The sequence below is a fragment of the Massilia sp. DJPM01 genome, assembly GCF_030348125.1.
Lineage (GTDB): Bacteria > Pseudomonadota > Gammaproteobacteria > Burkholderiales > Burkholderiaceae_D > Telluria_A > Telluria_A frigida.
This window is the reverse complement of record NZ_JAQOZV010000009.1, coordinates 91,218-104,592: the sequence shown is the minus strand read 5'-3', so window position 1 is coordinate 104,592 and position 13,375 is coordinate 91,218. Positions and strand designations below refer to the sequence as shown.

11 protein-coding genes and 2 pseudogenes are annotated in these 13,375 nt (G+C 64.4%); 5 read left to right on the top strand and 8 right to left on the bottom strand.

The window, feature by feature from the left end; translation table 11 throughout:
- Positions 1-109 precede the first annotated feature (109 nt).
- The 4 genes and pseudogenes from budA to PO883_RS08715 all read left to right on the top strand — a co-directional run bounded on the left by budA (position 110) and on the right by PO883_RS08715 (position 3,215).
- Entirely contained in the window at positions 110-922 is an 813-nt protein-coding gene (gene budA / locus PO883_RS08730; RefSeq protein ID WP_289309407.1) for an acetolactate decarboxylase, read from the top strand.
- 69 nt (positions 923-991) lie between these two features.
- Positions 992-1,144 (top strand): hypothetical protein, encoded by a 153-nt coding sequence (locus tag PO883_RS08725; protein WP_289309406.1) that lies wholly within the window; start codon positions 992-994, stop codon positions 1,142-1,144.
- 53 nt (positions 1,145-1,197) lie between these two features.
- A pseudogene (locus tag PO883_RS08720) lies at positions 1,198-1,898 on the top strand (response regulator).
- Positions 1,895-3,215, top strand: a pseudogene (locus tag PO883_RS08715) (ATP-binding protein). Before PO883_RS08720 ends, PO883_RS08715 begins: the two co-directional pseudogenes overlap by 4 nt.
- Before the next feature lie 23 nt (positions 3,216-3,238).
- Here the strand turns inward: PO883_RS08715 and PO883_RS08710 are convergent.
- The 3 genes from PO883_RS08710 to PO883_RS08700 form a co-directional block, all read right to left on the bottom strand.
- Complete coding sequence (locus PO883_RS08710) at positions 3,239-3,748, bottom strand: hypothetical protein (RefSeq protein ID WP_289309405.1); 510 nt, start codon at positions 3,746-3,748, stop codon at positions 3,239-3,241.
- Positions 3,749-3,829: 81 nt separating this feature from the next.
- Positions 3,830-4,261 (bottom strand): cupin domain-containing protein, encoded by a 432-nt coding sequence (locus PO883_RS08705; RefSeq protein ID WP_289309404.1) that lies wholly within the window; start codon positions 4,259-4,261, stop codon positions 3,830-3,832.
- A 269-nt stretch (positions 4,262-4,530) separates the two neighbouring features.
- Complete coding sequence (locus tag PO883_RS08700) at positions 4,531-6,165, bottom strand: ATP-binding domain-containing protein (protein ID WP_289309403.1); 1,635 nt, start codon at positions 6,163-6,165, stop codon at positions 4,531-4,533.
- Positions 6,166-6,470: 305 nt separating this feature from the next.
- Here PO883_RS08700 and PO883_RS08695 point away from each other — a divergent pair, with 305 nt between their 5' ends.
- Positions 6,471-6,758, top strand: a complete 288-nt coding sequence (locus tag PO883_RS08695; RefSeq protein ID WP_289309402.1) for a PEP-CTERM sorting domain-containing protein — start codon at positions 6,471-6,473, stop codon at positions 6,756-6,758.
- Between the two features lie 33 nt (positions 6,759-6,791).
- On the opposite strand, the gene PO883_RS08690 is transcribed toward PO883_RS08695, so the two are convergent.
- From PO883_RS08690 to PO883_RS08670, 5 genes are read right to left on the bottom strand one after another with little or no spacing between them, the layout of a single operon-like run.
- On the bottom strand, positions 6,792-7,823 hold the full coding sequence (locus tag PO883_RS08690; protein WP_289309401.1) for a hypothetical protein: 1,032 nt from the start codon (positions 7,821-7,823) through the stop codon (positions 6,792-6,794).
- Entirely contained in the window at positions 7,817-9,979 is a 2,163-nt protein-coding gene (locus tag PO883_RS08685; RefSeq protein ID WP_289309400.1) for a peptidase domain-containing ABC transporter, read from the bottom strand. Before PO883_RS08685 ends, PO883_RS08690 begins: the two co-directional genes overlap by 7 nt.
- 12 nt (positions 9,980-9,991) lie before the next feature.
- Positions 9,992-11,230 carry an HlyD family secretion protein gene (locus PO883_RS08680; protein WP_289309399.1) on the bottom strand — a complete coding sequence of 413 codons (1,239 nt, stop codon included), beginning with the start codon at positions 11,228-11,230 and terminating at the stop codon, positions 9,992-9,994.
- Positions 11,227-12,297: a hypothetical protein gene (locus tag PO883_RS08675; protein ID WP_289309398.1), complete on the bottom strand. Its 1,071-nt coding sequence runs from the start codon at positions 12,295-12,297 to the stop codon at positions 11,227-11,229. The genes PO883_RS08680 and PO883_RS08675 overlap by 4 nt, the downstream gene beginning before the upstream one ends.
- Positions 12,298-12,343: 46 nt before the next feature.
- Positions 12,344-13,375, bottom strand: coding sequence for a glycosyltransferase family 2 protein (locus PO883_RS08670; RefSeq protein ID WP_289309397.1), 1,032 nt, complete (start codon positions 13,373-13,375; stop codon positions 12,344-12,346).

Here is a 13,375-nt window from a genome sequence, read left to right as displayed (position 1 = left end):
GCTGGGGTGGTGGCCGGCGCCGGAGCTTGCATCCGCGCGCGGCCCGGCATCTAATACAGGCAAGGAGCGCCACCCGGGGTTCCCATGAATATAAAAAGAGGATATTGCAATGCAATCTGGACGTTCGTATCGCCGCTGCCTCGCGGGCCTCGCGCTCGGCCTGGCCAGCCTGGGCAGCGCCGCGCAGGAACCGGCCCTGTACGTGTATTCGACCATCGATGCGCTGCTGGCCGGCGTGTACGAGGGCGAGCTGACCGTCGCCCAGCTGGGCACCAGGGGCAACTTCGGGATCGGTACCTATAACCACCTCGATGGCGAAATGGTGGTCCACGATGGCAAGTTCTATCATGTGCGCTCCGATGGGTCGGTGCGCGTGGCGGCGCCGTCGGAGCGCACGCCGCTCGCCTACGTGCTGCCGTTTGTGCCGACCCGGACCGTGGCGCTCGGGCCCAGCGCCAGCCTGGCGCAGATCGAAGCGCTGGCCGACCAGCAGCTCGGCAACAAGAACATGTTCTATGCGCTCGAGATCAAGGGCCAGTTCAGCGCCATTTCGACCCGCGCCATTCCCGCGCAGAGCCGGCCGTACCGGCCCCTGGCCGAGGTGTCGAAGTCGCAGAACGTGTTTGCGCGCGATGCCGTGGCGGGTACCCTGGTCGGCATCCGCAGCCCGGCCCTGAGCAAGGGCATCAGCGTGCCGGGCTACCACTGGCATTTCATTGCGGACGACCTGAGCTTCGGCGGGCATGTGCTCGGCACCGGCCTGGCGCGCGGCGTGCTCAGGCTGGCCCAGGTGCGGCGCATGGAAGTGGAGCTGCCGCTCAACGAGGACTTCGCCAAGGCGGACCAGGAAAAGGATCGCGCCGCCGAATTGCGCAAGGTCGAGAGCGCGCGGCACGACAAGGATGGCGACAGCAAGCCCTGAGCCGGAGCGCGCAGGGCTTGGCCGTTGGCGTAAAAATGCATTTTTCATAATTCAAATGAAAACATTGTCATGCACACGCTCCCGCTTCTGTCCGCTCTCGTCCTGGCCACGGCCGGCCTGAGCGCGCTCGCCTCCCTGGAATGGCAGGTGGACCAAGGCGGGCTGGCCGTCGTCGATGAACAATCTGCCCTGGCCGAGGGCGTGTACAACAAAGGCCGTTGAGTGCGGCATCGCCATCATTGGCCGGCGGCCGTCACTGGGAAAAAAGGAAAGCCGTGGCAGAAAGCGACCATGTCCTGATCGTGGATGACGACCGCGACATTCGTGAGTTGCTGAGCACCTATCTCGAAAAGCAGGGCTTGCGCTGTACGGCGGTCGCCGATGGCCGCGCGATGCGGGCCGCGCTTGCCCGGTCGACGCCGGACCTCATCGTTCTCGATATCATGCTTCCTGGTGACGACGGGCTGGTCCTGTGCCGCGAAATCCGCTCGGGAAAGCAGCGTACGATTCCGATCCTGATGCTCACCGCGCGCGACGATGAAACCGAGCGCGTGGTCGGCCTCGAGCTGGGCGCCGACGACTATATGTCCAAGCCGTTCGCCGCGCGCGAACTGCTGGCGCGCATCAGGGCGGTGCTGCGCCGCACGCGCATGCTTCCACCGAACATGCAGGTGAGCGAGCCGGCGCGCCTGATCTGCTCGCCGGTGACGATGTCGCGGTCGCCCTGAGCAGCGCCGAATACCGGCTGCTGCGGGTCTTCCTCGACCATCCGCAACGGGTGCTGACCCGCGATCAATTGCTGGAGCTGACCCACGGCCACGATGCGCAGGCATTCGACCGCTCGATCGACATTCTCGTCAGCCGCCTGAGGCAGCGGCTGCGCGACGACCCGCGCGAACCGCGCTACATCAAGACCTTGCGCAGCGAAGGGTATGTGCTGTCATGTCCGGTCACCCCGCTCGCGGATCCGGCGTGAGCGGCATCGTCGCCCGCTTGCGCAGGCTGGGGCCGGCCAGCCTGTTCGCGCGCCTGTCGCTCATTTTGCTGGCGGGACTGGCCGCGGCCCAGTTCCTGTCCGCTTATCTGACGATCGAAGAACGCAACGACGCCAGCATGGGGGCGATGATCGATTATGTCGAGGCCGACCTGCGCACCGCCGTCGCCCTGATCGACCGCTTGGCTGCCGCGCCTCGCCCGCGGCGGCTACCGATTCTCGTCGGACGCCGGCCTGGCCGGGCCACCGGTGCGATCGCCGTACTCGCTGCGTTTGCTGGCGTCGGCCACGCGCGCGCTGGCACCGGGCTACGCATTGAGCGCGCATGCGCTCGAGGGCGGCCCCGAACGCTTCCAGGTGCATGTGCGGCTGTCGGACGGCCAGCCGCTGACAGTCGACTTCCGGCCACGGCGCGGCCTGCCCTTGTCGGCCCGGCTGCCCTACCTGCTGGCGGGGCAGCTGGCCTTGGTGGCGCTGGCTTGCTGGCTGGCGGTACGCCTGGCCATCAAGCCCTTGCTCACCCTTGCCGACGCCGCCGATTCGCTCGGGCCGGACCTGCGCCCGGTCCGCATGCCTGAACAGGGACCGTCGGAAGTGGTGCGCGCCGCGCGCGCCTTCAACGCCATGCAAAGGCGTATCGCCGCCTATGTCGATGAACGGCTGCGTATCCTGGCGGCGATCTCGCACGATTTGCAGACGCCGATCACGCGCATGCGCCTGCGCGTCGACCTCATGGAGGAATCCGCGCAGCAGCAACGCCTGATCGACGATCTGCAGCAACTCGAAGACCTGGCGCGGCAAGGGATTGGTTACGCGCGCGCCATGCACGGCCTGCTGGAAGCGGCGCGCGCGATCGATCCCGACGACCTGCTCGACGCCATCGCGCTCGACTACCGCGACAGCGGCGCCGACGTCGGATTCACCCGCCGCAGCGGCGCGCCAGTCGTCACGCGCCCGGGCGCCTTGCGCCGGATCGTGACGAACCTGGTCGACAATGGCATCAAGTATGCGGGCCAGGCGGAGATCGTGATGGAGCGCTCCGCCGGCGCTGTCATCACGATCCGGGTACTGGACCGGGGGCCGGGCATTCCGGAGGCGGCGCTGGAGGCGGTCTTCGAGCCGTTTTATCGGCTCGAAAGCTCGCGCAGCCGCGACACCGGCGGCACCGGCCTGGGGCTGGCCATCGCACGCCGGCTGGCGCTCACGCTTGCCGGCAGCCTGACCTTGCACGCGCGCCCCGGGGGCGGCCTGGAAGCGCGCCTGGTGCTGCGGACACTGGAGGCGCCGGGCGCGCCCTGAGCGGCAAGCGCGCCGGCGTGCCGTCAGCCGAAGGTAAAGGCATAGACGTCGGCCCCGTTGTCGAGGAAACGGACCTCGATGCGCCGCTGCCGCACCGATCCGGATTGCCTGATCAATTGATACAGGCGGGTGTCCGTGACGAGGCCATTGCCGTCGGCATCGATGTCGGCCCCGTAGTCAGCGCCTGGCGCGCGGCCGTCGAGCGTGACCTTGATCCGCACCTGGCGCCCGCGTGCGCCGGCACCCATCACCAGGTGCAGGTCGCGGGCGCTGAACTGGTGGACGATGCCGCTTCCCGCTGGTCCCGCCACGGCCGATTCGGCATTCACGGTCCAGGGTCCGGACAGTCCCCACTGGTTCAGGGCGAGCGCGCCCACCGAGTATTGTTGCGGCATGCCGGGGCGGACCGGTTCAGGCGAGCGGAAATTGGTGGCCTGGCTGCAGCCAACGTAGGTCTCGGCCGAATCGAGCTGGCGCAGGTCGGGCGCAAGCTGCTCGGCGTGCATGGGGGGAGCGAGCAGGGCCGTGTCCACCGGGCCGCCGCGCGCCTCGGCCAGCAGCGACTGGATCGCCCGCTCCAGCTTGTCGGTTCATGTCGCTTCCTTGGAAGAATCTCACTTGTCGAGCACGACGAGGGGTTTGTTCTTTTCCACCAGGTAGCTTGCCAGTTCCGCGCTGACGCCGGGCGCGGCATTCCTTGCCGAATGGGCGGCGCCGGCCGGAATGTACAGCGACTCGCCAGCCTGGAGCCGGATGGTCTGGCCATCCATCTCATCCACGATTGTTCCGCTGAGGACGTAGGTGATTTCCACGCCAGGGTGAGTGTGTTTCGGGGCCGAGGAGCCCGGCGCGAAATCGACCCGCACCTGGATCGCCTCTCTTGCGCCGTCGAATTCGTGGCGTACGGTTTCCGTGCGGGCCAGGCCGCTGGGGCCGAATTGCTGTGCCCATGCGGCCGCCGACAGCAAGATCGCTCCCGCCATCAGCATGAGGCTTGCCACGGTGCGTAGCGGCGATGTTGCGGTGTACATGCCCAGTGCGTTCATTGATTCTCTCCAGTCAGGGTGGCGCCGTCACGGCAGGCCAGGATGGCAAGCCGCGAGAACGAGGGCCCATTAGACCGGATCGTTGTTTCCGCACGATGTAGGGAACCCGCCTGACATCGCGGTCAAGGTTTCCAAAGGGGTGTTGGAAACAATCCGACACAAATCTTGTGCGGATCGCCAGGCGTTCCTGGCCGTCGCACCGGGGACACGCGGCATGCCGGCAGGTTTCCATATCGTTTCGCATCCGGCAACACGGCGGCCGCCAGGCATCAGATCTGGTCCAGCAGCTGCTGTTCGGCCCGTTCGCTGAGCACCAGCACGAGCTTGAGCCTGGCCCGGGTCATGCCCACGAAGAGCTTGCGCAGCACCAGTTCGTCGATCCGGGCGAAATCGATCTCGGTGAAAATCACCGCCGGCGCCGACTGGCCCTTGAAGCGGTACACCGATTCGGCCAGCAAGCCGCCGTCCCGGTAGATGGGATTGCCGAACAGGTCGTATGCGCCGGTGAACGATCTCAGGGTGTGGGCTTCGCTGAGCTTGTCGAGGCGCAGGATGGCCGATTTTTCGCGTCCCCGGAACGAGGCGATGGCAATATCGTGGCGCGCGAAGCCGGCGCCCAGGCACAGGGTGACCGCGCGCCGGGTTTGCGCCAGCATCGCTTCGGTATCGCCTTCGGGATACATCAGTTCCTCGATATCGGCCCCCTTGAACGGGCTGCCCGCTTCCACCGGCGGGTGCACCGCGCCGATCGAGGCCAGCATGTCGACAATCTGGCGCGGGCTGCGCAAGTTGGTATCGGAATGCAGCTTGACCCAGCCCGGCAGCGGCACCGCGGGGCGGCCGTACAGGTTCTGGTTGGGGTCTTCCAGCCAGATGGCGCGGCCGTCGGCCTTGAGCATGCGCAGCAGGATATCGCGCCAGGCGATGGAAAAATCCTGTCCCTCGTCGACGATCAGCACGTCGTATTTCCACGATTCCGGCAGCTCGGCGCCGGCCATGCGCGCTTCGATCTCGTCCCACACGCCGGGCGCGGCGTAGTTGGGAATGTGGCCCTGGGCGCGCAGGAAGGCGTCGCTGAGCATGTGGAAGGTGGCGACCCGGCCGCCGGCGGGGACCAGCCGTTCGATGTGATCGGCCAGCGGCCGGTTGTAGCACACGTACAGGGGCGACAGGCCGGCCTCGATGGCGGCGCCGTATTCGGCCAGGGCCAGCTGGGTCTTGCCGCTGCCGGCGGTGCCCACCACGCGCAGCCGGAACGGGGCAAATTCCAGGCGCCGCGCCCAAGTGGCCAGGCCGCCGGACAGGCGCGTGACCATGGCGGCGGCATTGCCGATCATGGCGCTGGGATCGGGCCGCAAGCTGAGCATGTTGCCGAGAAAGCGGGTGACCTTCTCGAACTGCTCGCCGGGCGCGCCATCGGTGACGGGCAGGATGTCGCGGATCACGTTCGCCAGGCGGTCCTTGCTGGTGGCGTCGATGATGTGGCGCGGGTCGATGCCCGCCAGGTGCGGGTTGCGCACGATGTAGTCGGGGCAGTACAGCAGGTAATCGATGGATAGCTCGCTGCCGAAGCGCTCCGTGAGGCCCTTGATGGAGCGCATCAGGTGGTTGGCGACCTTGCGCGGCTTGCCCTCGTAATGCTTGACCAAGCCATCGGCCGTTTCGTTCAGCAAGCCCGATTTCTGCTCGATCAGCAGCATGCGCCCGCTGGGCGCGACGATGATGAAATCGATCTCGCCAAAAACGGAAAAGCCGTTTTCGACGTTGGTCCAGTGCACGCCGTGGTAGATGCGGTAGGGCGCATCGGCCAGGCGGCGTTCGAGATAGCCGAGCGTGTCGATTTCGCGCACGGCGGTGCCGGTGACCGCCATCTCTTGCCAGCCGGTTGGGTGAATGTGGGCCATTGGATAGGGGCGGGCGCACCGTGGTGGTTAAAACAATATTGTAAGGCTGCGCAAGGGCGGCTACCGCACGCTTGCGGAATTGCAGCGGGCTGGCACGTCAGCGCCCGGCTGGCGTGCCCACGACGCTACCGGCGCTTGTCAGGTCGGGGCCGCGCCAGGGAGCCGGATATTTTGGTGTCGATGCGGCGTTCGCACGACAGTTTGGGGATGTTCATTTGCTAAGCTGTCGGTTCTTCAGGAGACCATCCACGTCCTTTGTCCTCAACAGCCAGCAATATGTCGGCGGGTGCGGCCCCGAAGTGTTCATGTGCGGTCTGTTTGAATTTTCCTATACCCCGGGCGGCGCCCTCAATTTTTATACGGCATGGAGCACCGATCCGTGGGGCGAGGGCGTTGCCGGCGGCCATGCGATCAGCGGCGTTGAGGTCAAGGAGCATGCTTACTGGCCGGGCGGCTCGGCATCGTATACCTTGCGCTGGACCGGCAATGCCGTGTTCCACATCACGCCGGCGCCCGAACCGGCCAGCTACGGCATGCTGGCGCTGGGCTTGGGCGTTCTCGCTGTCGGTGCCCGCAGACGCTCCCGCCCGTAGCAAGCAGCGCGCCGGGCCGGCTGGCGCGGCGCGTTACCGAATGCGCATCAGTTGCGTCACCACGGCCGTCATGTCGGCCACGGACGGCGCCAGCCGCGTTGTGTCCGGACCGAGCAGCGCGACCAGGTCGGCATTGATCAAGGCAACGATCTCGATATACGTCGATGTCAGCGACGGCAGCTCAGGGGTCGTCGTCAATGCAATGAAACGATGTAGCAAGCGCTGCCATATGGCGCGGTCGACTTCGGCGCAATGGAACAATCGTGTCAGTCCCGCGACAAATTCGCTACCTTGTCCTGCGCGGCTTTTGTCGATGGCCGCCAAGGTGAACGGAATGCGCGGCAGCGATTCCACTTCCCACTGCGGCATCCTGGACAAATAGATCGCGGAAAAGCAGGCGGTCGCCACATGGTAGAGGATATTGAGCATCCCGACGTTCAGTGCGCGCTCCAGGGTTTCCTGCGGCAAGCCGATGGCGTGTGCGTCAGCGCCAGGCGCCTGGTCGAGAAACCGGAAGATGTCGGCCTCGATCGCGTCGACCATGGCCTGTGGCGCGGGGCACGATTCGTGCGCGCCCACAAACAGGCCATGCCGTTCGGTATAGGCATACATCGACAGGTCGTCGCCCGCGTTGCCAACGCTATACGCGAGCCGATGCTCGGCATACAAGGCCACGCCGCGAAAGACCTTGAAGGCGTTGGCGATGGCGGCCGGAATACGCGGTCCCGCCGCTTCCTTCGTCATATAGGGCAGACTCAGGCAAGTGTGCGACAGGCATAACAGTCGCCCCATCGGGTCGCGTCCGGCCAATTGGGCGATGGCGTTGAAGTTGGCGAGCAAGCACTTCCAGCCCGCCACATCGAGCGCGCGCAGGGCACCGACGTTCATTGGCCGGCCGCACTGCTGCCGCTGGCCCGGGTAGTGCGACGTCCGGTAATCGATGCTGGACCGATAGTGCGGATATTGATTGGTTCCCCCTTCGAGCAAGGGGACCTCATTGGCGTCCACCCCGTCGTAAGGAACCCAGGCGAACAGGATGGGGAATTGCTGGCGATTGATTAGCATGGCATTTCCATCGCTTCGGCGCACGGTGCCGGTGCGGCGTGCGCATGCGTCACATCGCTGACGATCTTTCCCTTTTCCAGGACAATGATGCGGTCAGCCATGGCGATGGTTTCCGGGCGGTGCGCGACCAGAATCCGGGTCATGGCGATGTTTTGAATGGCGGCATTGACCGCCTTCTCGTTCGAAATATCCAGATGGCTGGTGGCCTCGTCGAGCACCAATAATTTGGGCCGGCGGTACAGCGCGCGTGCCAGCAGAATCCGCTGCTTCTGGCCACCCGACAGGCCGAAGCCCGCGTCACCCAGAATGGTGTCGTACGCCATGGGCATGGCCACGATCTCGGCATGCATCGCCGCCAGTTTGGCGCAGCTGTGCGCGTGCTCGAGGTCCGGGGTCGGATCGAAGAAGCAAATATTGTCGGCGATGGAGCCGACAAACAGCCGGTCTTCCTGCATCACCGTGCCGATGAGCTGGCGGTAGTTGCTCAGTCCAAAACGCGCAAGCCCCACTTCATCGATGAATATCTCTCCTTGGGTCGGCTCGAAGAGTCCCAGCATGACCTTCAGCAAGGTGGTCTTGCCGCAACCGGATGGGCCGGTAATGGCCACGCACTGGCCGGCAGGAATTGTCAGATTCAAATTCTTGAAAATATGGGGTTCGCTGTCCGAATAGCGGAAGGCCAGGTTGCGTACTTCGATCGCCGGTTCGACCGCCGCGGCATCGACTTCGGGCACATCGCCCCGTTGCTCCGGTTCGGTCAGCACGATATCGGCGATGCGTTCGGCATGCAAGCCGAGCATGCGCATCTCGAAGATCTTGTCGATCAAGGCGGCAATCCGCTGGCTGAACTGATCCTTGTAGCTCAGGAAGGCGAACAGCATGCCCACCGAAAAAGCGCCATCCATCACGGCCAGCGCCGCCATCCAGATGACAATGCCGCGTTCCAGGGTAAACAAGAGCGTGTTTGCCGTTTGAAATGAAATCGACACGCGCGCGATGCGCAGCTCGGCATTGAATTGATCGGCCAGGGCATTGAGCCAGAAAATGCGCCGTTCATCTTCCTTGCCGAACAGCCGGATGCTTTGAATGCCGCGGGTCGACTCGATGAAAATCGTGTTTTGTCGCGCCGCATGAATGATTTGCTCCGCCGTCGCATTGCGCAGGGTACGAAAGAATATCCAGCGGATCATGAAATAGATGGCCACCGCCAGCATGCTGACAGCCGCCAGCGGCAGGCTGTACATCAGCATGACGATCAGTGTCGCCACCACCAGCAAGCCGTCGATCACGCCTTCGACGAATTGGGTGGTGAGCGTGCGCTGCACGTTTTCGATCGAGTTAAAGCGCGACACGATGTCGCCCAGCTGGCGTTTTTCAAACCAGGGCAATGGCAGCCGTTGCAGGTGGGCGAAGGTATCGCCCAGCCACTGGAACTTGAGATTGGTCGCCAGCAGCGAGGTAATCCAGGAGCGCACCGCGCCAATCGATACCTGCAAGGCGACCAGCATCAGAAAGCCGATTCCCAGCACCGTGAGCAGTTCGCGGTCTTGCGCGACCAGGACTTCGTCGATCACCCACTGCAGGTAAAAGGGCGCAACCAGGGCGCACACTTGCAGCGCAATGCCCAGGGTGAGCAACTGCGCCAGCTCCTTGCCGATGCCCCTGCTTCGCCCGAGAAGCGAGCTCAGGCTCAATCCTTGTTTTTCGCTGGCTTTCTCGAATTGCTGGCTGGGGGTGAGCTCCAGGGCGATGCCGGTGAAATGCTTGTCCACTTCCGACATCGGCAGCTTGCGTTCGCCCACGGCGGGATCGTTGATGATCACATGGCCGGGATGGACGGATTTGAGCACCACGAAGTGGTTCATATTCCAATGCAGGACCGCGGGCAATTTCAGCTGCGCCAGCAGCGGCAAGGTGAGCTTGACCGGCCGCGGTTGCAGGTTCAGTCGCTGAGCCATCGAGATGATGCTGTTCAGGGTCGTTCCCTTGATCGACACCGAGAAGCGCCGCCGCATGTTCGGCAAGTCGATCTCGTGTCCCCAATAGCTGGCGACCATGGCCAGGCACGCCAGGCCGCACTCGGCCGCTTCGATCTGCAGCAGTGTCGGGACCTGGGGACGGTCCCAAAAGCGCAGGCCGGGGTGTTTATGATTCATGTGCATGTTCCGTCAAGACTTACGAACAGGATCGAGCACCCATTCATACAATTTTCGTTTTTCCAAAATAACGGTCGCGTCCAGCTGCATGCCGGGCCGTAATGGGCGTTCTTCGCGCGACGCGCTGACATGCTGTGTTTTCAGGTTGACATAGACCAGATACAGCCCTTCGGCCGCCGTTTGCGGCCCTGGCTGCAAGGCCGTAAACGACACCCGGTCGACCTGGCCGGCAAACTGACCGAACCGTTGATAGGGATAAGCGCGATAGCGGATCTGCACTTCCATTCCCGGCTTGATGAAGCCGATCGCGGAGGACGGCACCTGCAATACCGCCTGCAAGGGCGAACCGGAAGGAGAAAAATTGGCCAGGGTCTGGTTGGCCAGCACCGTTTGACCGGGGTGGGCGGTGATGGCGCTGACCATGCCGGCACGGGCGGCGCGCACCAGTTGCGTGCGCTGGGCTTCGTTATCGTTCAAGTCTTGCTCGACCCTCCCGATGTCGCGGCCGATGGCGGACTTGTCGCGGGTCGCCCGCAGGCGCGCTTCGCGCTCCTGTGCGGCATTGTCGGTCAGGCTGCGGCCCACGGTCTGTTTCAAGCGCTGCAATTCGAGCATCTTGGTTTCCTGCTCGATGCGGTCGGCCTCCTTGTTTTGCAGCCATGAATCGGACAGGTATTTCATATTGGCCAGATCGCGCGCTTTGTCGAGGGCGCGCTCGGCCAGCGCGAGGCGCTGCTGCTGGAGGGCAATCTGGCGCTCGACCTGTTGCAACTGCTGGCGCAAGTCCTCGCCCTTCGATGCCAGGGAGGCTTGGGTTTGCTCCAGCTGTTGTTGCAACAGTCCTTCTTCGGCCACCAGGCTGCCATGACGATGTTCGATGATGGCGCTGATATTTCGTGCGGCCGATCCTTTGGTCGCGTTGACCCTCTCATTGCTCAGCACAAACAGGATGTCGCCCGCCTGGACCGCCTGGCCTTCCTTTACCTTGACCTCGGACACCACGCCGGCCTGGAGCGCCTGCAATTGAATCAAGCCCTCGCCCGGCTGCAAGGATCCGCTCACGTGCGCCTTGCGCGCGTACTCGAACACGATGACGAATGCCACGATGGCCAGGGCGAGCGCGGCGAAGATCAGGGTGATCCAGCGGTGCGTCAAGGCCCGGGGAATGACCGGACCGCTCAGGCGCCGCTGGCGCATGTGATCGAGCACCTCCTTGCGGATGAACGATTTGGCGCCTGGACTGGTCGTCATGGGCTCACCCGCAAGAGTTGGTCGCGCACCAGCCGCTCGAGGAGTTCGGCGATGCGGGCGGGGCCTGGCGGGTTGTCGATCGCGCTACCAAGCATGGCAATCAGTTCATCCAGGCTGGCGCACAAGGGGGCCAGCAGCCACACCAATGCCGACTCCCGGCTGATGGCCAGGACCGGGCGCGGCGCGTGCACGATGAAGCGCTCGCCCTGGCGCGACAGCACCGCGCAGGGGGGCACATACAGGCCCTGTCCGAACGGCGATGGCGCGCCGATCCGCAGGCCCGGAAAATAGGCCAGCAACTGCAGGTGCTGCGCATGGCGCGCGCACTGTCCGAGGAAGCGTGCGCCATCCTCGACGCTGTCCGGCGCGGCTGAAAACAGGGTTGCCAGATAGGAGTCGAGCTCGCAACCGAGGGCGCGCATCTTCTTGCTGCGCCACTTCGGCCGCGGCTGCGAATCGCCGAGCGAGGCGCGGTAGCCGTCGATGGCCCGTTCCACCAGCAAGCGCGCATTCAGGGCCGAGGAGAGCGGGTCGCCGTCGCTCAGGTTGCCGATAGCGTCTTCCAGCAAGGTGGCCAGGTTGTCGGCGTGCCATCCGACCAGCTTGTCCTGAAAGCCGCTCCAGTCATGCGCGTCCAGCACGCGCGCCCACGCCGCCTCGCCTTGGACGACGCGCGCCGTCTTGATTTTATGCAGGAACATGATGCGCGCGAGGTCGAAGCGTGCCGCTTCCTGCAAGCGGGTGCGGATCAGGTCGGCCGTGACGAAATACACATCCAGGCGCGCCCCCGGCAGCACGATGGGCAGCCAGAATTCCGCGCCATGCCCCTCGACGGGCGCTTCCAGCAGCACCATGACATCGATGTCCGAGTAGGCATTGGCCAAGCCTTCGGCGTACGAGTTCAGGTGCAGGATAGCCAGCGCGCGGTCAAGCAATCCGGTGTCGAGTTTTTGCCTGAGCAGCGCATCGATCGGCTGCGCCAGCAGGCTGCGGTTGTCCGGCAGGAGCGCGTCCAGCCATGCCGCCGAAGCGGCGCAGGGTACCGAAAAACGGGGTGTTTGATTCATCGGTGTTTGATTCATCGGTGTTTGATTCATCGGTGTTTGACTCATCTCAGGTCTCTTTTCCGGTTGGCTCGATTGCCATCCATTCCAAACGTACATAGGCGCTGATCCATCCCAGCCACATCGCCAGGTCGCGTACCGGCTTGCCGACCATCCACGGTAGCGCGCACTCGGCGCCCACTTTCCAGGCAAGGAAGAGCCAGGCCACCAGGAACAGGGGAAGCAGGGTCCAGCCGGAGGCCGTGACGCTGGCCAGCACCAGGCCCAGCAAGGCGAGCCATTTAAAGGCCGGCCCCCACACCCGCCAGCGGCAGATGGCGCTGAAGCGCGATCCGTGCACTTTGGAGCAGAGAAACAAGCCTTTTCCGGCCGCCAGCGACTTGCGCGCCAGACCGAGCATGCTGATGGGATGATCGTGGATCACCGCCAGGGTGGGCATGAACAGCACCGATTTGCCGGCTTGCTGGGCGCGCAGCTGGAAATCGACATCTTCGAAGGTGTAGCGTAAAAACAGGTCCGAGAACACCCCAAGCTCGAGCGCCACAGTGCGCCGCACGATGAAGTTGCCGCCTGCGATGCATCCGCTGAGCTCGTATTCCAGGGGCGCCCCCTGATGCGACGATCGCGCCATATAGGCCATCAATTTGCGCGATCCCAGCGATTCGCCGCGCCGTATCATGCCGCCGATCGAGGCCCTGCTATGGGTCTCGATGCGGGGACCGAACACCACGTCATGATGTTGCCGCTCATCGGTGAGCAGGTGCGCGATGGCATCGAACCACGAATCGAGCGGAATGCAATCTTCGTCGAGGTAGGCGATAAAATCTTCCTTGGCGTGCTCCAGCGCGAAGCGGCGCGCATTGCCGATGTCCAGGCAGGCGGGAGGGATCAGCAGGGTGCACCCGGACCATGCCGCGCTCGCCTCTGGAATCGCGTGCGGGTCGGTCGCAATCAGATAGATGGCCAGATTGGGCAAGCCGGCGCGCGCTACCCGCCGATACACTTGCTCGGCGCTATCCCAGCGATGGTGGACGATGATCGCCACTGCCGCGGTGGCGACCCAGATTTTTTTGATGTGCAA

Bases quoted from the DNA above. Each gene is read 5' to 3' on its own strand.
- budA (WP_289309407.1), top strand. From the start codon at position 110: ATGCAATCTGGACGTTCGTATCGCCGCTGCCTCGCGGGCCTCGCGCTC.
- PO883_RS08725 (WP_289309406.1), top strand. From the start codon at position 992: ATGCACACGCTCCCGCTTCTGTCCGCTCTCGTCCTGGCCACGGCCGGC.
- PO883_RS08705 (WP_289309404.1), bottom strand. From the start codon at position 4,261: ATGAACGCACTGGGCATGTACACCGCAACATCGCCGCTACGCACCGTG.
- PO883_RS08700 (WP_289309403.1), bottom strand. From the start codon at position 6,165: ATGGCCCACATTCACCCAACCGGCTGGCAAGAGATGGCGGTCACCGGC.
- PO883_RS08695 (WP_289309402.1), top strand. From the start codon at position 6,471: ATGTGCGGTCTGTTTGAATTTTCCTATACCCCGGGCGGCGCCCTCAAT.
- PO883_RS08690 (WP_289309401.1), bottom strand. From the start codon at position 7,823: ATGCTAATCAATCGCCAGCAATTCCCCATCCTGTTCGCCTGGGTTCCT.
- PO883_RS08685 (WP_289309400.1), bottom strand. From the start codon at position 9,979: ATGAATCATAAACACCCCGGCCTGCGCTTTTGGGACCGTCCCCAGGTC.
- PO883_RS08680 (WP_289309399.1), bottom strand. From the start codon at position 11,230: ATGACGACCAGTCCAGGCGCCAAATCGTTCATCCGCAAGGAGGTGCTC.
- PO883_RS08675 (WP_289309398.1), bottom strand. From the start codon at position 12,297: ATGAATCAAACACCCCGTTTTTCGGTACCCTGCGCCGCTTCGGCGGCA.